This is a genomic window from Pseudomonas sp. Pso3, from assembly GCF_055393275.1.
This window is the reverse complement of the sequence record NZ_AP043687.1, coordinates 2,244,122-2,262,473: the sequence shown is the minus strand read 5'-3', so window position 1 is coordinate 2,262,473 and position 18,352 is coordinate 2,244,122. Positions and strand designations below refer to the sequence as shown.

At 68.6% G+C, this 18,352-nt stretch carries 19 protein-coding genes; 13 read left to right on the top strand and 6 right to left on the bottom strand.

All coding sequences use genetic code 11. The annotated features are described in order from the left end of the window. Positions 1 to 39: 39 nt before the first annotated feature. The 12 genes from ACZ5R1_RS10555 to madM all read left to right on the top strand — a co-directional run bounded on the left by ACZ5R1_RS10555 (position 40) and on the right by madM (position 11,327). Positions 40 to 1,395 carry an MFS transporter gene (locus tag ACZ5R1_RS10555; RefSeq protein ID WP_027602164.1) on the top strand — a complete coding sequence of 452 codons (1,356 nt, stop codon included), beginning with the start codon at positions 40 to 42 and terminating at the stop codon, positions 1,393 to 1,395. 18 nt (positions 1,396 to 1,413) lie between these two features. Beyond that, a complete protein-coding gene (gene gudD, locus ACZ5R1_RS10550; protein ID WP_145150613.1) occupies positions 1,414 to 2,772 on the top strand; it encodes a glucarate dehydratase in 1,359 nt (452 codons plus the stop codon). Positions 2,773 to 2,977: 205 nt separating this feature from the next. Then, positions 2,978 to 3,688: a YfdX family protein gene (locus tag ACZ5R1_RS10545; protein WP_464713174.1), complete on the top strand. Its 711-nt coding sequence runs from the start codon at positions 2,978 to 2,980 to the stop codon at positions 3,686 to 3,688. 129 nt (positions 3,689 to 3,817) lie between these two features. After that, a complete protein-coding gene (gene mdcA / locus ACZ5R1_RS10540; RefSeq protein ID WP_464713173.1) occupies positions 3,818 to 5,494 on the top strand; it encodes a malonate decarboxylase subunit alpha in 1,677 nt (558 codons plus the stop codon). Beyond that, complete coding sequence (locus ACZ5R1_RS10535) at positions 5,494 to 6,351, top strand: triphosphoribosyl-dephospho-CoA synthase (protein WP_464713172.1); 858 nt, start codon at positions 5,494 to 5,496, stop codon at positions 6,349 to 6,351. The genes mdcA and ACZ5R1_RS10535 overlap by 1 nt, the downstream gene beginning before the upstream one ends. After that, positions 6,351 to 6,665, top strand: coding sequence for a malonate decarboxylase subunit delta (locus ACZ5R1_RS10530; RefSeq protein WP_314582689.1), 315 nt, complete (start codon positions 6,351 to 6,353; stop codon positions 6,663 to 6,665). Before ACZ5R1_RS10535 ends, ACZ5R1_RS10530 begins: the two co-directional genes overlap by 1 nt. Continuing rightward, positions 6,658 to 7,524, top strand: coding sequence for a biotin-independent malonate decarboxylase subunit beta (locus ACZ5R1_RS10525; protein ID WP_464713171.1), 867 nt, complete (start codon positions 6,658 to 6,660; stop codon positions 7,522 to 7,524). The genes ACZ5R1_RS10530 and ACZ5R1_RS10525 overlap by 8 nt, the downstream gene beginning before the upstream one ends. Then, a complete protein-coding gene (gene mdcE / locus ACZ5R1_RS10520; RefSeq protein WP_464713170.1) occupies positions 7,521 to 8,336 on the top strand; it encodes a biotin-independent malonate decarboxylase subunit gamma in 816 nt (271 codons plus the stop codon). Before ACZ5R1_RS10525 ends, mdcE begins: the two co-directional genes overlap by 4 nt. Before the next feature lie 14 nt (positions 8,337 to 8,350). Next, positions 8,351 to 8,971 carry a malonate decarboxylase holo-ACP synthase gene (locus ACZ5R1_RS10515; RefSeq protein ID WP_232104541.1) on the top strand — a complete coding sequence of 207 codons (621 nt, stop codon included), beginning with the start codon at positions 8,351 to 8,353 and terminating at the stop codon, positions 8,969 to 8,971. After that, on the top strand, positions 8,968 to 9,903 hold the full coding sequence (gene mdcH, locus ACZ5R1_RS10510; RefSeq protein WP_169853775.1) for a malonate decarboxylase subunit epsilon: 936 nt from the start codon (positions 8,968 to 8,970) through the stop codon (positions 9,901 to 9,903). Before ACZ5R1_RS10515 ends, mdcH begins: the two co-directional genes overlap by 4 nt. 223 nt (positions 9,904 to 10,126) lie before the next feature. After that, positions 10,127 to 10,561: a malonate transporter subunit MadL gene (gene madL / locus ACZ5R1_RS10505; protein ID WP_027599553.1), complete on the top strand. Its 435-nt coding sequence runs from the start codon at positions 10,127 to 10,129 to the stop codon at positions 10,559 to 10,561. 1 nt (position 10,562) lies between these two features. Then, positions 10,563 to 11,327, top strand: coding sequence for a malonate transporter subunit MadM (gene madM, locus ACZ5R1_RS10500; protein ID WP_027602155.1), 765 nt, complete (start codon positions 10,563 to 10,565; stop codon positions 11,325 to 11,327). On the opposite strand, the gene ACZ5R1_RS10495 is transcribed toward madM, so the two are convergent. From ACZ5R1_RS10495 to ACZ5R1_RS10475, 5 genes are all read right to left on the bottom strand, one after another. Further along, on the bottom strand, positions 11,324 to 12,232 hold the full coding sequence (locus ACZ5R1_RS10495; protein WP_464713169.1) for a LysR family transcriptional regulator: 909 nt from the start codon (positions 12,230 to 12,232) through the stop codon (positions 11,324 to 11,326). The two genes, madM and ACZ5R1_RS10495, sit on opposite strands and share 4 nt — an antisense overlap. A 135-nt stretch (positions 12,233 to 12,367) precedes the next feature. Continuing rightward, a complete protein-coding gene (locus tag ACZ5R1_RS10490; protein ID WP_288479218.1) occupies positions 12,368 to 13,363 on the bottom strand; it encodes a transketolase family protein in 996 nt (331 codons plus the stop codon). Further along, a complete protein-coding gene (locus ACZ5R1_RS10485) occupies positions 13,363 to 14,211 on the bottom strand; it encodes a transketolase (protein ID WP_464713168.1) in 849 nt (282 codons plus the stop codon). The genes ACZ5R1_RS10490 and ACZ5R1_RS10485 overlap by 1 nt, the downstream gene beginning before the upstream one ends. 14 nt (positions 14,212 to 14,225) lie before the next feature. Further along, positions 14,226 to 15,524, bottom strand: coding sequence for an MFS transporter (locus ACZ5R1_RS10480; protein WP_077172714.1), 1,299 nt, complete (start codon positions 15,522 to 15,524; stop codon positions 14,226 to 14,228). A gap of 77 nt (positions 15,525 to 15,601) precedes the next feature. Next, positions 15,602 to 16,351 (bottom strand): SDR family NAD(P)-dependent oxidoreductase, encoded by a 750-nt coding sequence (locus ACZ5R1_RS10475; protein ID WP_027599557.1) that lies wholly within the window; start codon positions 16,349 to 16,351, stop codon positions 15,602 to 15,604. Between the two features lie 194 nt (positions 16,352 to 16,545). Here ACZ5R1_RS10475 and ACZ5R1_RS10470 point away from each other — a divergent pair, with 194 nt between their 5' ends. Continuing rightward, entirely contained in the window at positions 16,546 to 17,457 is a 912-nt protein-coding gene (locus ACZ5R1_RS10470) for a LysR substrate-binding domain-containing protein (protein WP_464713167.1), read from the top strand. On the opposite strand, the gene ACZ5R1_RS10465 is transcribed toward ACZ5R1_RS10470, so the two are convergent. Further along, positions 17,454 to 18,335, bottom strand: a complete 882-nt coding sequence (locus ACZ5R1_RS10465; protein WP_042133873.1) for a LysR family transcriptional regulator — start codon at positions 18,333 to 18,335, stop codon at positions 17,454 to 17,456. The genes ACZ5R1_RS10470 and ACZ5R1_RS10465 overlap by 4 nt on opposite strands. Positions 18,336 to 18,352: the final 17 nt, after the last annotated feature.

Here is an 18,352-nt window from a genome sequence, read left to right as displayed (position 1 = left end):
GTCAGCCCGCACACAAAAACAAACCAGTGGGAGCTCTCCATGCACGAAACCAAGCAGACGCGCGTCCGCTATCTGATCCTGTTCATGCTGTTCGTGGTGACCACGATCAACTATGCCGACCGCGCCACCATTTCCATCGCCGGCTCCGCCCTGCAAAAAGACCTCGGCATCAGTGCCGTCTCCCTCGGCTACATCTTCTCCGCCTTCGGCTGGGCCTATGTGCTCGGCCAGATCCCCGGCGGCTGGCTGCTCGATCGCTTCGGGTCGAAGAAGGTCTATGCGGCGAGCATCTTCACCTGGTCGGTGTTCACCATGCTGCAAGGCTACATCGGTGAATTCGGCATCGGCACCGCGGTGTTCCTGCTGTTCGCCCTGAGATTCATGGTCGGCCTGGCCGAAGCGCCCTCCTTCCCCGGCAACGCCCGCATCGTCGCCGCCTGGTTCCCCACCAAGGAGCGCGGTACCGCCTCGGCCATCTTCAACTCGGCGCAGTACTTCGCCACCGTGCTGTTCGCGCCGCTGATGGGCTGGATCGTCTACCACTTCGGCTGGCAGCACGTCTTCGTGGTGATGGGCGCCCTGGGCATCGCCTTCTCGGCGGTCTGGATGGCGGTGATCTACAGCCCCCGCGAACATCCCCGCGCCAACAGCGCCGAGGTCGAATACATCGCCAGCAACGGCGGCCTGGTCGACCTGGACACCCCCGGCAAGAAGAGCGAAGGTCCGAAGTGGAGCTACATCGGCCAGTTGCTGACCAATCGCATGATGGCCGGCATCTACCTGGGCCAGTTCTGCATCAACGCCCTCACCTACTTCTTCCTGACCTGGTTCCCCGTGTACCTGGTGCAGGAACGCGGCATGACCATCCTCAAGGCCGGCATCATCGCCTCCCTGCCGGCCATCTGCGGCTTCATCGGCGGCGTGCTCGGCGGGGTGATCTCCGACTGGCTGCTGCGTCGCGGCAGCAGCCTGAGCGTGGCGCGCAAGACCCCCATCGTCGCCGGCATGCTGCTGTCGATGAGCATGATCCTCTGCAACTACGTCGACGCCGACTGGATGGTGGTGGGCTTCATGGCCATGGCCTTCTTCGGCAAGGGCATCGGTGCCCTGGGCTGGGCGGTGGTCTCCGACACCTCGCCCAAGCAGATCGCCGGCCTCTCCGGTGGCCTGTTCAACACCATCGGCAACCTGTCGTCCATCACCACCCCGATCATCATCGGCTACATCATCGCCGCCACCGGTTCCTTCAAGATGGCCCTGGTGTTCGTCGGTGCCAATGCCCTGGTGGCCGCCATCAGTTACCTGTTCGTCGTCGGCGAGATCAAGCGCGTCGAGTTGCGGGGCGTGCCCACGCCGCCTGCCGAAGCCCCGCTCGCCGCTGAAACCTCTCGCTGATCGCCAAGGAGCCCGACCATGACCCAATTCAACGCCACCCCCGCCCTGCACACCGGCACCCCGGTGGTCACCTCGCTGGAAGTCGTGCCCGTCGCCGGCCAGGACAGCATGCTGCTCAACCTGAGCGGCGCCCATGGCCCCTACTTCACCCGCAACGTGCTGATCCTCAAGGACAGCGCCGGCCGCACCGGCGTCGGTGAGGTGCCCGGCGGCGAGAGCATCCGCCAGACGCTGGAAGACGCCCGTCAATTCCTCATCGGCCAGCCGCTGGGGCAGTACCAGCGCATCCTCGGCCAGGTCCGCCAGGCCTTCGCCGGTCGCGATGCCAGCGGCCGTGGCTTGCAGACCTTCGACCTGCGCATCACCATCCACGCCGTCACCGCCCTGGAAGCCGCCCTGCTCGACCTGCTCGGCCAGCACCTGGAGGTGCCGGTGGCGGCCCTGCTCGGCGAAGGCCAGCAGCGCGACGCCGTGGAGATGCTCGGCTACCTGTTCTATGTCGGCGACCGCAACAAGACCACCCTGGACTACCGCAGCGAAGCCGAGAGCGACGACGCCTGGTTTCGCGTGCGCAACGAAGAGGCCCTGACCCCCGAGACCGTGGTGCGCCTGGCCGAGGCGGCCTATGACCGTTACGGCTTCAAGGACTTCAAGCTCAAGGGCGGCGTACTCAGCGGCGACGCCGAGATCGAGGCGGTCACCGCCCTGGCCGAGCGCTTCCCCGAGGCGCGCGTGACCCTGGACCCCAACGGCGCCTGGTCGCTCAAGGAAGCCATCCGTCTGTGCCGCGACCAGCACCACGTCCTGGCCTATGCCGAGGATCCCTGTGGCGCCGAGAACGGCTATTCCGGACGCGAGGTGATGGCCGAATTCCGCCGCGCCACCGGCCTGCCCACCGCCACCAACATGATCGCCACCGACTGGCGCCAGATGGGTCACGCCATCCAGCTGCAATCGGTGGACATCCCCCTGGCCGATCCGCACTTCTGGACCCTGCAGGGCTCGGTGCGGGTGGCGCAGATGTGCAACGACTGGGGCCTGACCTGGGGTTCGCACTCCAACAACCACTTCGACATCTCCCTGGCCATGTTCACCCACGTCGCCGCCGCGGCGCCGGGCAAGATCACTGCCATCGACACCCACTGGATCTGGCAGGACGGCCAGCGCCTGACCCGGCAACCGCTGGAGATCAAGGGCGGCCTGGTGGCGGTGCCGCAGCAGGGTGGCCTGGGCGTGGAGCTGGACATGGACGCCCTGGCCCGCGCCCACGAGCTGTACAAGGCCAAGGGCCTCGGTGCGCGCGACGACGCCATGGCCATGCAATTCCTCTCGCCCAACTGGACCTTCGATAACAAGAAGCCCTGCCTGGTGCGCTAGGCCCTTCGGCCCGCCAACAGCGCCCGCTCCGGACTCTCCGGGGCGGGCGCTGTTTCCGTTCCAGCGTCCGACACCTGGAATTACACCTACCGATAGCCTGCTAAGCGTTCGTTAAGCTCACCGGATGGACACTGACCCCAAGGTATCTCGCAACCCTGCCCGATACCCCCGCGGTTCCAGTTACTTTCGTATCCGGGAGAAGCACATGAACCTCAATCGTCGTATCGCCAAGAGCCTCCTCGTCCTGACCATCGCCTCGGTGTTTTCCACCGCCGCCCTGGCCGACACCCGACCCGACATCGCCACCCAGCAGGTCGCCACCCTGCCGGCGATCTCCCAGCAGGGACAGCAGGCCTTCATGGACGTGGTCGCCGCCCGCCAGGACCTCTTCGAGGCCCATGTCGATCAGGCCAAGCAGCACCTGGCCGCCGCCGAGAGCGCGCTGCAGACCGCCCAGACCGACAAGACCGCCTACCTCAAGTCGGCCAGGGACCTGCGCGGTCAGGACGGCAAACTCATGCAGGTCTCCGCGCAGGACGCCAAGGCCACGTCCTGGCTGCCGATCTGGAGCGGCATGGCGCTGCGTGACGACTATGTCGCCACCCCGGCCAAGAACCAGGCCGTGGTCCAGGCCAACGAGAAGATCCAGCAGGGCGATACCAAGGCCGCCGGCGAGATCCTCAAGGTGGCCGGCGTCGACGTCGACTACTCCACCGCCGTGCTGCCGGCCCAGGAAACCCTGGATCTGATGCACCGGGCCAATCAGGAGCTGGGCCACGAGCAATACTGGCAGGCCAACCTGACGCTCAAGCAGGTGCAGAACAGCCTGAGATACGACAACGCCAATGTCGACGTGACCCCCACCGGCTGGTTCTCCAAGACCACCACGGTGTTCACTCCGGTCGACAAGACCTGAGCCGGTCGCGGCGGCCTGATGCAGGCGGGATCGTTAACTTCAGCGTAACGATTCCGCCTTCAGGTTGATTGAACGCCAGGGAGGCGAGGTCTAGGGTGACTCCACGACAGGTGATTCGTGGAGACTCCAATGACAACGACATCCCACCCACCGGCTCGGATCGCCAGGCGCCGCGGTGACAAGCAGCAGCGCCTGGACCGGGTGGCCGCGCTGGCCGATGGCAAGGTGCTGCCCACCGCATCCATCGTCGCGGCCCTGGAACAGCTGCTCGCCCCCGGCGACCGGGTGGTGCTGGAAGGCAACAACCAGAAGCAGGCCGATTTCCTCTCCCGCAGTCTCGCCCAGGTCGATCCGGCCCGGCTGCATCACCTGCACATGATCATGCCCAGCGTCGGTCGCGCCGAGCACCTGGATCTCTTCGAACGCGGCATCGCCCGCAAGCTGGACTTCTCCTTTGCCGGCACCCAGAGCCTGAGGATCAGTCAGCTGCTGGAAGACGGGTTGCTGGAAGTGGGCGCCATCCACACCTACATCGAACTCTACGCCCGGCTGCTGGTGGACCTCATCCCCAAGGTGGTGCTCAGTGCCGGCTTCATGGCCGACCGCGCCGGCAACATCTATACCGGCCCCAGCACCGAGGACAGCCCGGCGCTGATCGAGCCGGCGGCCTTCAGCGACGGCATCGTCATCGTCCAGGTCAACCAGCTGGTGGACGACGTGTCCGAGTTGCCGCGGGTCGACATCCCCGCGGACTGGGTGGATTTCGTGGTGGTGGCCGACCGGCCCTTCTATATCGAACCCCTGTTCACCCGCGATCCGCGCCACATCAAGCCGGTGCACGTGCTGATGGCGATGATGGCCATCCGCGGCATCTACGAGCGCCACCAGGTGCAGTCGCTCAACCACGGCATCGGTTTCAACACCGCGGCCATCGAGCTGATCCTGCCCACCTACGGCGAGCGCCTGGGCCTCAAGGGCAAGATCTGCCGGCACTGGACGCTCAATCCCCATCCCACCTTGATCCCGGCCATCGAGAGCGGCTGGGTGGAAAGCGTGCACTGCTTCGGCACCGAGCTGGGCATGGCGGGCTACATCGCCCAGCGCCCGGATGTCTTCTTTACCGGTCGCGACGGCTCGCTGCGATCCAACCGCCTGCTCTGCCAGCTGGCTGGTCAGTACGCCGTCGACCTCTTTATCGGCGCCACCCTGCAGGTGGACGGCGATGGCCATTCCTCCACCGTGACCCGCGGGCGCCTGGCCGGCTTCGGCGGCGCGCCCAACATGGGTCATGACCCGCGCGGCCGCCGCCATCCCACCCCGGCCTGGCTGGACATGCGCCAACAGACGGGCGACAGCGCCCCGGCGCTGCTGGAGCGCGGCAAGAAGCTGGTGGTGCAGATGGTCGAGACCTTCCAGGAAGGCGGCAAACCCACCTTCGTCGACACCCTGGATGCCGTGGAGGTGGCGCGCAAGAGCGGCATGCCCCTGGCGCCCATCATGGTCTATGGCGACGACGTCACCCACCTGCTCACCGAAGAAGGCATCGCCTATCTCTACCGCGCCCGCTCCCTGGAAGAGCGCCGGGCGATGATCGCCGCAGTGGCCGGGGTCACCGCCATCGGTCTGCGCAGCGATCCGACCGAAGCACGGCGGCTGCGCCAGGAAGGCCTGGTCGCGCTGCCCGAGGACCTCGGCATCCGCCGCACCGACGCCAGTCGCGAATTGCTCGCCGCCAAGAGCATCGGCGAACTGGTGGAATGGTCCGGCGGCCTCTATCAACCCCCGGCCAAATTCAGGAGCTGGTGATGCGCGCCCTCGCCCGTCTTGCCCCGTCTCCCGCCGAACGCCTGGCCGACCTGGCCGTGACGGCCCTGGTCGACGAAGCCGAACTCTCACCCAAGCCGGCCCTGGTGGATCGTCGCGGCCAGGGTGCCCACCAGGACCTCAGCCTTGGCCTGATGCTGACCTCCGCCCAGGCGCTGAGGCCCTGTTTCCAGGCCATGGCCGAAGCCGCCAAGCTGGGGCTGCCCGCGGCCGACCTGCGCCGCCTGATCGGCCGCCTGGGTCGCGATGGCGAAGCCGCGATGCTGAGCGTGACCGGTGGCGTCAACACCCACCGTGGCGCCATCTGGGCGCTGGGACTGCTGGTGACGGCGGCCGTGCATGGGCGTCCTGGCTCTGCTGAGGCCTTGTGCCTTGCGGCAGGTCGCCTGGCTAGCCTCCCGGATCCTGATGCTCCCAGCACTCTGTCGAGCCACGGCCAGCGCGTCGCCCAACGTTATGGCGTCGGCGGCGCCCGGGCTGAAGCCGCCGCCGGCTTTCCCGCCATCCACCAGCGCGGCCTGCCGCAACTGCGCGCCAGCCGCCAGGCCGGTGCCGGCGAGCAGAACGCGCGCCTGGATGCCCTGCTGGCGATCATGACCCGGCTGGACGACACCTGCGTGCTACACCGCGCCGGCCCCGCCGCCCTCAGCGCCATGCACCAGGGTGCCCAGGCGGTACTGGACGCCGGTGGCAGCGCCAGTCTGGCCGGCCGCCGCCAGCTGCTGGCCCTGGACCGGGAGCTGCTGGCCGCCAATGCCTCGCCCGGTGGGGCCGCCGATCTGCTGGCCGCCACCCTTCTCGTCGATCGCCTGGAGCCACGGCTCCCTGGAGACCTCTGATGGAACATTTCAGCTGCAGCTATCCGGCCAGCCAGCGCCGCCAGGGCCGTGCCCTGGTGGGCTGCGTCGGCTCGGGGGATCTCGAAGTCCTCCTCGAACCCGCCAATGCCGACTTCACCCTCAAGGTGACCACCTCGGTCAATGGCAGCGAACCGCGCTGGCGCGCCCTCTTCGACCGGCTGTTCGCCGCCCGCGATGACCTGCCGGCCTTGACCCTGGACATCCACGACTTCGGCGCCACCCCCGGCGTGGTGCGCCTGCGCCTGGAGCAAGGTCTGGAAACCCTCGACCTGGAGGAAGCCGCCCATGTCTGAAGCCACCCTTCCCGACGTGCGGGAATTGCTGCACAGCCGCAGCTTCGTTGAACTCGGTGCCCGCGAACGGGCGCGCACGGTGCTCGACGCCGGTAGCTTTCGCGAGCTGGTCGGGCCCTTCGAGCGGCTGATGTCGCCCTGGCTGCCCAGGCAGGGCATCGTCTGCCAGGCCGATGACGGCGTGGTGGTGGCCAAGGGGCTGATCGACGGCCAGCCGGCGGTGGTCTGCGCCATCGAAGGTGCCTTCCAGGGCGGCAGCATGGGCGAAGTGGGCGGCGCCAAGATCGCCGGGACGCTGGAATTGGCGCTGGAAGACAACCTCGCCGGCACCCCGACCCGCGCCGTGCTGCTGCTGGAAACCGGCGGTGTACGGCTGCAGGAAGCCAACCTGGGGCTGGCGGCCATCGCCGAGATCCAGGCGGCCATCGTCGCCTTGCGTGCGCATCAGCCGGTCATCGGCGTCATCGCCGGCAGCGTCGGCTGCTTTGGCGGCATGTCCATTGCCGCGGGCCTCTGCAGTCAGCTGATCGTCACCCGCGAGGCCCGCCTGGGCCTCAACGGACCCCAGGTGATCGAGCAGGAAGCCGGCATCGAGGAATATGACTCCCGCGACCGCCCCTTCATCTGGAGCCTGACCGGCGGCGAGCAGCGGGTCGCCACGGGCCTGGCCGATGTCTTCGTCGCCGACGACAGCGCCGCCGTGACCGCCGCCATCCGCCAGGGCTTCAGCCAGGGCGTTGCCGGCGCCTTGCGCAGCCAGCAGGCCGAACACTATCTGACGCGCCTCGCCGATCTCGACACCCGTCCCCAGGCGGACGCCGCCGCGGTCCGCCACCTCTATGCCGGAGACCAGCCATGAGCACCCAGCCTTCGCAACGCGGCCTGACCTGGTTCCAGGCCTTGGCCGGTCAGGGTGAGGCCGTCAACGGCCTGCCCGCCTCCCTGCGCGTCGCCGACCTCGAACTGGCCGGACGCCCCGCGCGCTGGCTGGCGGTGGTAGCGGATGCCGGCAATCCCTTTCCCCGCGCCCGCCAGGGCGAGGTGGGCCTGCTGGAGGGCTGGGGCCTGGCCCGGGCCATCCAACAGGCCATCGCCGAGGATGGTGGCGCTGAGATGAAACGCACCCTGATCGCCCTGGTGGACGTGCCCAGCCAGGCCTATGGGCGCCGCGAGGAAGCCTATGGCATCCACCAGGCCCTGGCCGGGGCCGCCGGGGCCTATGCCGAGGCGCGTCTGGCCGGGCACCCGGTGCTGGGGCTGCTGGTGGGCAAGGCCATGTCCGGTGGCTTTCTCGCCCATGGCTACCAGGCCAATCGGCTGCTGGCCCTGCGCGATCCCCAGGTGCAGGTGCATGCCATGGGCAAGGCCTCGGCGGCCCGGGTCACCCTGCGCAGCGTCGAGGAGCTGGAGCGCCTGGCGGCGGACATCCCGCCCATGGCCTATGACCTGGACAGCTATGCCTCCCTGGGCTTGCTCTGGCGCCAGCTGGAAGTGGCCCAGCCCGACCAGCCCTCGGCCGAAGCTGTGCAGCAGGTGCGCCAGGCCCTGGCCGACGCCCAGGCGGATGTGCTGGCCAGCGGAGCCACCGATCTCAGGCTGCGGCTGGATGGCGCCAATCGCGCGGCCTCTCGCGAGGTGCGCGAACGCCTGCGGGCAGGATGGAACGCGTGATGAGCGGGCGGTCGATGGGAGCCCAATACAGACCCCACGACCTGCTCTGGGGCCTGACGCCGGATGGCCTCCCGCCGGAAGCCCCGGCCTGGGCGGTAGAGGTTGTCCAGGCCGGCCTGCCGGTGGTGGTCCGGCGGGCTGCACCCGAGGCTGACCGCATTCCGGTCGGCCTGCGCGGCACCACCCGCGCCGAACGGCTGGCGGCCTTACTGGAGCCTTCTGCCGTGAGACGCCAGATCTCACCCGAGGCCCTGAGAGTCTCCACGGATTGCCGTGACCTGCCCGTCTTCTCGACCCTGGCCTTTATCGAACCGCTATTGGATGACCTGGGGCTGCCCTGGGGACCCACCGGCGCCGCGGGTTATGAATTGGCCTCCGGCTGGCCGGCGCTGCACGCCGGGAGCGATCTGGATCTGCTGATCCGCTGCGCAACCCCGCTGTCGCGCGACCAGGCCCGGGCCTTGCTGACGTCCCTGCAGGGGCAAGCGCTTTGTCGTCTGGACATCCTGCTGGAAACTCCGCTCGGCGGCGTGGCCCTGGCCGATTGGGCCGGAAACGCCCCACGCGTACTGCTCAAGACCGCCGCCGGTCCCCATCTGGTAGGCGATCCCTGGCCGGAGGCGCATGCCGCATGAGTACCCTCTTCCAATTTCCCGGCCAGGGCGCCCAGCGGCCCGACATGCTGCACGCTCTGCCCGACGACGCCGAGATCCGGCGGACGCTGGCGGAAGCCGCCGAGGTGCTGGACACCGACCCCCTGAGCCTGGACTCCGCCCAGGCCCTGGAACACACCCGCGCCGTGCAGCTCTGCCTGCTGATCGCCGGCGTCGCCACGGCGCGCCTGCTCTTGAGTCGCGGCCCGGCGCCGCAACTGGTGGCCGGGCTGTCCATCGGCGCCTATGCCGCCGCGGTGGTGGCCGAGGCCCTGGGCTTCGCCGATGCCCTGCGCCTGGTGGCCCGCCGCGGTGAATTGATGCAGGCGGCCTACCCGTCCGGCTACGGCATGCTGGCGATCCTTGGCCTGGGGCGCGGTGCGGTCGAGAAGCTGGTCTCTGACCACCAGCGTCCTGACGCGCCGCTGTACCTGGCCAACGCCAATGCCGAGCAGCAATACGTGGTGGCGGGGAGCGACGCGGGCCTGGCCACGCTGGCCGAGGCGGCGCGCGCCCAGGGCGCGGCGGCGGCCAAGCGCCTGGCCATGAGCGTGCCCTCCCATTGCCCGCTGCTGGCGGAGGCTGCCACGACCCTGGACCAGGCCTTCGCCGGCGTGGAGCTGCGCACGCCGCGCCTGGCCTATCTGAGCGGCACCTCGGCACGGCGGCTGGTGCGCGCCGAACAGCTGCGCGACGACCTGGCCTTCAACATGGCGCGGCCCATCGAATGGCACGCCACCCTGGAAGCCGCGCGCGAGCGCGGCGTGCGCCTGGCCATCGAGCTGGCGCCGGGCAGCGTGCTCACCCAGCTGGCCAGGCGCGTGCTGCCCGCCAGCGGTGTTCTGGCCTGGCAGGATACCCACCCCGACACCCTGGACGCGCTGCGGCGCGAGGAGGCGGCGCGACTGGACTGAGCTTTTCGCACGAGTCGGCCGCCCTCACCCCGGCCCTCTCCCCGAGGGAGAGGGGGTAAGAGCGGGAGCCGTGCCAGGCTTACACCCAACCTACAGGAACAACGGAGACCTTCAGACAGGGCGGCTGCCCTCACCCCAGCCCTCTCCCTCAGGGAGAGGGGGCAAGAGCGGGAGCGCTGCCCCAGGCTTCACCCCACCCCAAGCACAACCGAGGACAACAACAATGATCATCTACGGTGTAGCGCTCCTGGCCGTCTGCATGCTTGCAGGCGTCATCATCGGCGACTTCCTGGGCGTCCTGCTCGGGGTCAAGTCCAATGTCGGCGGGGTGGGCATCGCCATGCTCCTGCTGATCTGCGCCCGGCTCTACATGGAGCGGCATGGAGGCATGAGCAAGGAATGCGAATTCGGCGTCGGCTTCTGGGGCGCGCTGTACATCCCGGTGGTGGTGGCCATGGCGGCCCAGCAGAACGTGGTCACCGCCCTGCACGGCGGACCGGTGGCGGTGCTGGCCGCCGTGGGCGCCGTGGGGATCTGCGGCTTGACCATCGCCCTGATCAGCCGCAGCCATCGCGGCGAACCGCTACCGCCACTGCCGGACGCCGCCGTGGCCCCCGCGCCAGCGGTCACTCATGCCGCACCGGTCGGAGGTCGCTAGGATGAACGACATCGTCACCAAAGCCCTGCAACACAACGGCCTGGTCGCCGCCTTCGCGCTGATCGGCCTGATCATGTGGATCTCGGTGATCCTTTCGCGCCGGCTGACCTTTGGCCGGGTGCACGGCTCGGCCATCGCCATCGTCATCGGCCTGGTGCTGGCCTGGGTCGGCGGGACCGTCACCGGGGGCCAGAAAGGCCTGGCCGACCTCGCGCTGTTTTCCGGTATCGGTCTGATGGGCGGCGCCATGCTGCGCGACTTCGCCATCGTCGCCACCGCCTTCGAGGTCCAGGCCACCGAGGCGCGCAAGGCCGGAATGATCGGCGCCGTGGCCCTGCTGCTCGGCACCGTGCTGCCCTTCATCGTCGGCGCCGCCGTGGCCTGGGCCTTCGGCTACCGCGACGCGGTGAGCATGACCACCATAGGCGCGGGCGCGGTGACCTACATCGTCGGCCCAGTGACCGGCGCCGCCCTGGGCGCCAGCTCCGACGTCATGGCGCTGTCCATCGCCACCGGCCTGATCAAGGCGATCATCGTCATGGTGGCGACGCCCGCGTCGGCGCGCCTGCTGGCGCTGGACAACCCGCGCTCGGCGATGGTCTTCGGCGGTCTGGCCGGCACCGTCAGCGGCGTCACCGCGGGGCTCGCCGCCACCGACCGCCGCCTGGTGCCCTATGGCGCCCTCACCGCCACCTTCCACACGGGTCTGGGCTGCCTGTTGGGGCCGTCGCTGCTGTTTTTCTGCGTGCGGGCGCTGGTGGGTTAGTTGCGCGCGTACATCCGGCATTCGGCGACGAAGGCCAGCAGATTGGGATCGCGCTCGCGGCTGCGCAGAAAGACCGCGCCGATGCGCTGCTGCAGCCGGTAGCGCGGGGCCAGGGGCAGCAGCTTGAGGCGGTTCTGGTAGACCGCCTCGACCCGCCCGGGCAGCAGGGCGTAGCCCACCCCTGAGCTGACCATGCTCATCAGCGAGAAGATGTCGTTGACCTGCATGATCACCTCCGGCTCGAAGCCGGCCTGGGCGAACACCTGGCGGCCGTCGCGAAAGGTGGCGAAGCCCTGGGTCAGGGTCACGAAGGGCACCCCGGCGAGATCGCGCAGGTCCACCTCGGCCTGGTCGGCGAAGGGCGAGTCGCTGGGTGCGGCGAGAAAGATATCGTCGCTGAACAGCTCGACGCTCTCGCAATCGGCATCCACCACGGCGTCGTCCAGGGCCACCAGCATGGCGTCCAGCTTGAAGTCGTGCAGTTGCTCGGCGAGATCGGCGTTGGAACCCAGCACCAGGTCGATGTTGAGTTCGCTACGCCTGAGCTTGAGGCCCATGATCAGCTGGGGCACGGTCTTGACCGTCAGCGAATAGAGCGCACCCAGGCGAAAGCGATCGGCCGAGAAGCCCGCCGCCTGCCGGGTCAGCCGCACCGTCTCCGCCAGGTCCTGCATCAGTCGCTCGGCCCGCGCCTCCAGCACGAAGGCGCCGTCCAGCGGCGTCAGGGTACGCCCCTCGTGCTTGAACAGCGGACAGCGCAGGGCGTTTTCCAGCGAATGGATGGCGCGGTGCACGCTGACATGGCTGGTGCCCAGCTCGGCGGCGGCCCGCGCCAGATTGCGACTGCGCATGAAAGCCAGAAAGATCTCCAGCTTGCGCAGGGTGAGGTCATCGGTATCGGACATGGCGGCCAGCGGGCGGTGAGAGACAGCTGATCACCTTGCCCGGATGGGCGGGCGGCGTCGAGTCTTCGAATCGCCCTGGCGGCGCCTGGCTTCCTCAGTGCACTCCCTGAGGTAACCAGGCGCCCTCTCCCCGCCCTACAACCAACCCTTGATCTTCTGGCAGACCGCTTTGGTAGAGATGCCGTAGCGGTCGTGCAGGGTCGGCAGCGCCCCGGCGTCGAGGAAGGCGTCGGGCAGCGCGATCTGGCGGAAGGTGGGCGTCACGCCGTTGCGCAACAGGGTGGTCGCGACGGCCTCGCCCAGGCCACCGATCAGCGAATGGTTCTCCGCCGCCACCACCAGTCGTCCCGGCTTGCGGGCTTCCGCCAGGAGGGTGGCTTCGTCCAGTGGCTTGATGGTCGGTACGTGCAGCACCGAGACGTCCACGCCATCCGCGGCCAGGGCCTCGGCGGCCTCCAGGGCGCGCATGGTCATCAGGCCGGTGGACACCACCAGCACGTCGCGTCCGGGGCGCACCACCTGGGCCTTGCCCAGCTGGAAGCGGTAGTCGTAGCGATCCAGCACCAGGGGTACGTTGCCGCGCAGCAGGCGCATGTAGACCGGCCCCTGGTGGGCGGCGATGGCCGGTACCGCCTGCTCGATCTCCAGGGCGTCGCAGGGGTCGATCACCATGAGGTTGGGCATGGCGCGAAAGATCGCCAGGTCGTCGGTGGCCTGGTGGCTGGGGCCGTAGCCGGTGGTCAGCCCGGGCAGGCCGCAGACGATCTTGACGTTGAGATTCTCCTCGGCGATGGCCATGCAGATGAAGTCGTAGGCGCGTCGCGAGGCGAACACCGCATAGGTGGTGGCGAAGGGCACGCAGCCTTCGCGGGCCATACCGGCGGCGGCGCTCATCAGCAGCTGCTCGGCCATGCCCATCTGGTAGAAGCGCTCGGGATGGGCCTTGGCGAAGATGTGCAGGTCGGTGTACTTGGCGAGGTCGGCGGTGAGGCCGACGATGTCCTGGCGCTGTTCGGCCAGGGCCGCCAGGGCATGACCGAACGGTGCTGGTCGGGTCGGCTGGCCCTCGGCGGCGATGCTGGCGATCATCGCCGAGGTGGTCAGGCGTGGCTTGGTGGCGGTGGTAGTCATCAGAAGTCCCTCCCGGCATCCAGGGCGTCGAGGGCCAGGGCCCATTCGTGCGCCTCGACGCGGATGAAGTGAGTCTTGTCGCGGGTTTCCAGGAAGGGCACGCCCTTGCCCATGCGGGTATCGCAGAGAATGATCCGGGGCTGCGCGCCCGGGTGCTGGCGAGCCCGGTCGAAGGCGGTGACCAACGCCGCGCGGTCGTTGCCGTCGACGCGCTGGACGAACCAGCCGAAGGCCTGCCAGCGCTCGGCCAGGGGCTCGAAGGCGAGGATCTCGCGGCAATGGCCGTCGGCCTGCTGGTTGTTCACGTCCACCAGGGCGATGAGATTGTCCAGCTGCCAGTGGGAGGCCGACATGGCCGCTTCCCAGGTGGCGCCCTCGTTGAGTTCGCCATCGGACAGCAGGTTGTAGACGAAGGATTTCGACTGCTTGCGCTTGAGGCCGAGGCAGGCGCCCACGGCGATGCCCAGGCCCTGGCCGAGGGAACCGCCGGTGATCTCCATGCCGGGGGTGTAGGCGGCCATGCCCGACATGGGCAGGCGGCTGTCGTCGCAGCCATAGGTCTCCAGTTCTTCCTGCGGCACGATTCCGGCCTCGATCAGCGCGGCATAGAGGGCGATGGCGTAATGGCCGATGGACAGGTAGAAGCGGTCGCGCCCTTCCCACTCAGGCTCATGGGGCTGGTAGCTCAGGGCATGGAAGTAGGCGACCGCCAGGACGTCGGCGACGCCCAGGGCCTGGCCGACATAACCCTGGCCCTGGATCTGGCCCATGCGCAGGGCATGGCGGCGAATGTTGTGGGCGCGCTCGGCCAGCGAGAGCGTTGCGGGTAGTGGCGAAGAAGCGGTCATGATCTGTACCTCGATTAGCGATTGACCAGGGCGGCGGGAATGCGCAGGACCAGCGTGGCGCCGATCACCAGCACCCCGGTGATGAGGAACATGCCGATGGCGCTGGAGCCGGTGCTGGTGGTGATCCAGCCGATCAGGTAGGGCGAGCAGAAGCCGGCCAGGTTGGCGAAGCTGTTCACCGCGGCGATGCCGGCGGCGGCGGTGACCCCGCCCAGCAGCGTGGTGGGCAGCATCCAGAACAGCGAGGACGCGGAGAGGATGCCGGCCGCGGCCAGGCACAGGCTGAGGATCGACAGGGTGACGTTGTGGCCGAACACCGCCGCGAGGCTGAGGCCGCAGGCGCCCAGCAGCATGGGAATCACCAGGTGCCAGCGGCGCTCGCGGTGCCGGTCGCCGCTGCGCCCGGCCAGCAGCATGGCGACGATGGCGCACATATAGGGCAGGCTGGTGAGCAGGCCGATGTGCAGCGGATCGGCGACCCCCGAATTGCGCACCAGGGTCGGCAGCCAGAAGGTGATGGCGTACTGGCCCATGACCACGCAGAAGTAGATGGCGGCCAGCAGCCACAGCCGGCGATCACGGATGAAGTCGCGCACGCTGGCGTGTTCGGTCTTGTGCTGGTTGTCCTCGGCCAGCTCCTTCTGGATCAGCGCCTTTTCCTCGTCGTCCAGCCAGGTCGCCTGGTGCACGCCATCCTTGAGGTAGCCGAGCACCATCAGCCCCACCACCACCGTGGGGATGGCTTCGATGACGAACATCCACTGCCAGCCAGCCCAGCCGTGGACGCCGGCGAACTGATTCATGATCCAGCCCGACAGCGGTCCGCCGATCATGCCCGACAGCGGAATGGCGACGAACCAGAGCACCGTCATGCGGGCGCGGCGGTAGGAAGGAAACCAGTAGGTGAGATAGAGCAGCAGGCCCGGCGCCAGGCCGGCCTCGGCCACGCCGAGCAGGAAGCGCAGCAGGTAGAACTGCCAGGCCGTCTCGACGAAGGCGAACATCCCGGAAAGGATGCCCCAGGTGATCATGATGCGGGCGATCCAGCGGCGGGCGCCGACCTTGTGCAGGATGATGTTGCTGGGTACCTCGCAAAGGAAGTAGCCGATGAAGAACATGCCGGCGCCGAGGCCGTAGACGGCTTCGCTCAGGGCCAGGTCGTTCATCATCTGCAGCTTGGCGAAGCCGACGTTGACCCGGTCCAGATAGGCGCAGAAGTAGCACAGCATGAGGAAGGGCATCAGCCGCCAGGCGGTCTTGCGATAGGCGTTGGCGCGCGCCGAGGTGGCCGCTGCCAGGGTGAGCGTAGTCATGGTCTGATCTCTTGTTGTTATGGACGCCGCAGACGCGGCGCCCTTGTCGATGCAGAGCGTTGAAAACGAGGGGGCGATCAGTGGATCAGCATGCCGCCGTTGACGTCCAGGGTGACGCCGGTCAGGTAGCCGGAGAGATCGCTGGCCAGGAACAGCGCGGCATTGGCCACGTCCCTGGGCTCGCCCAGGCGACCCAGGGGGATGCCGTCGATGATCGACTGGCGGCGCTCGTCGTGCATCAGCCCGCCGGTGATATCGGTCTGGATCAGGCCGGGGGTCAGGGCATTCACGCGGATGCCGTCCGGTCCGAATTCCCGCGCCATGGCCCTGGTCAGGCCCAGCACCCCGGCCTTGGCGGCGCTGTAGTGCGGACCGCCGAAGATGCCGCCGCCGCGCTGGGCGGACACCGAGGACAGGCAGACGATGCTGCCACCGCCCTGCTCGCGCATGGCCGGGATCACCGCCTGGGACATCAGCAGGGTGCCGCGCAGGTTGACGTCGAGGATGCGGTCGTAGTCGGCGCGGCCGATCTCCAGGGTCTTCACCGGCTGGGTGATGCCGGCGTTGTTGACCAGCACGTCGAGGCGACCGTAGTGGGCGAGCGCCTGGTCGACCGCGGCCCTGACCTGGGCCTCGTCGGCCACGTTGGCCGCCAGGCCCAGGTGGCCTTCGCCAAGGCTGGCGGCGGCATCCCGCGCGGCGCTGGCATCGAGGTCGAGGATGATGACCCGCGCGCCCTGGGCGGCGAAGGCCTGGGCCGTGGCTCGACCGATGCCGCGCGCGGAGGCGGCGCCGGTGACGAGGGCGATCTTGTCTTGCAGCAGCAGGGAATGCAGGGGCATGACGCTATCCTTCTTGTTGTTGTGGAGGGCTTTCGCTGAGGGCCAGAGTGCCCCCGCCCCAGGGCCCCAGCAACGCAGCCTGCGTCAGACCGTGCTGAATAAAATTCATGCCTGCGACTTGGCAGTCGGGTCTTACCACCTGAGAATCGACCTCGAACTGGCCACAGGACCCGCAACTCATGGATTCCGGCAAGACGCTTTCCCTGCCACCCCTGAAAGCCCTTCAAGCCTTCGAGCAGACCGCCCGCTTCGCCAACGTCGCCCGCGCGGCCGAGCAACTGGCGCTGACGCCCTCGGCGGTCAGCCATCAGTTGGCCAAGCTCGAAGCCCTGGTGGGGCGCGCCCTCTTCGTCCGCGGCGCGCGCGGCATGACCCTGACCCCGGCCGGGGAGCAATACCTCGAAGAGGTCAGCGAGGTGCTGCACCGGCTGGCCATGGCCACGGATCGCGCCGCCAGCGATGCCGGCCTGGAATGCCTGCGCCTGCACTCGGCGCCGAGCTTCGGCCTGCTCTGGCTGATGCCACGGCTGGAACAGTTCCGCCAGAGCCATCCCGACCTGCAGATCAATCTCTCCTGCTCCTACGAATCCCTGCACTTCAGCCGCGACAAGGTGGACATCGACATCCGCCACGGCCTGCCCAGCTGGCCGAACCTGGAGATCCGCACCCTGCAGCGCGAGCGCCTGGCGGTCCTGGCCGCGCCGCAGTTGCTGGAAAAACGTCCGATCCACTCGCCGGCGGATCTGCTGCACAGCGAGCTGATTCTGTCCGAGGCCACTCTGATGAAGTGGCCCAACTGGTTCGCCCAGCAGGGCCTGGCGCTGCCGGAACGCCCCTATACCCTGAGTTTCGATCGCTCCTACATGACCTTGGAAGCCGCTCGCCATGGCCTGGGCTTCGCCTTGGAGAGCACGGTGCTGGCGGCGGACTATCTGGCCCGCAGTGATCTGGTGCGGGTGCTGCCTCAGGATGACGACCTGCCGGTGGCCGCTCACCACCTGGTGTTTCCCCGGGCGCACTCGCGCTACGCCCGGGTGCGGCGCTTTCTGGACTGGCTGCAACAGGAGCTGGGCCAGCCCTTCGAGTACTAGCCGGCCTGCAGCCGCTCCCGGAGCAAGGCGACGAAGGCCTGAGCCGCCGGGGTGAGGCTGCGGCCGGTGGGGGTCAGGATGCCCAGCGGCCGGGCCAGGCTCTCGCCGCGGACCGGCAGGGCCACCACCGGGGCCTCGCCACCCGCCGATTCCGGCAGCAGGGCCAGGCCCTGCCCGGCCGCCACCAGGGCCAGCAGGGTGCTCATGTAGTTGGCCTCCAGGGCCGCCACCAGGCGCAGGCCGGTGGCGGCGAAGGCGAAGTCCAGGCACTCGCGCACGCTGCTGTCACGCCCCGTGAGCAGCAGGGGCACGGCGTCGAGTTCGGCCAGGGTAATTTCGGTGCGGCCTGCCCAGCGATGGTCGCGGGGGACGAACAGCTGCAGGTGATCGACGTACAGCGGCTGGAAGTCCAGGCCTACGGCCCGTGGACGGACGCCGATGCCCAGGTCCACCTGCCCTTCCCTGACCAGCGCCTCGACCCGGCCGGCCACCACGTCCTGCAGGCGGACCTCGATGGCCGGATGACGGGCCTGGAAGGTCTTCAGCAACTCGGGAAAGGGCCCCATGAAGAAGGACGGCAAGGCCGCCAGGGTGATCCGCCCGCGGCGCAGGCCGGCCAGGTCCCGGGCGTGGGTCTGGACATCGCCCAGGTCCACCAGGATGCGCTCCAGGGGGCCGCGCAATTCTTCCCCGGCGGTGGTCAGCTGGACCCGCCGCGGGGTGCGCTCCAGCAGTTGCACCTCCAGCCAGGCTTCGAGTTGCTGGATCTGCACGGTGAGCGCCGGGGGTGACAGGTGCAATTCCTCCGCCGCCCGGGCGAAGGAGCCCTGGCGAGCCACGGCGAGAAAGGCCTGCACATGCTGGAGCAGATTCTTCATTTTGTTTTTCTGAACGC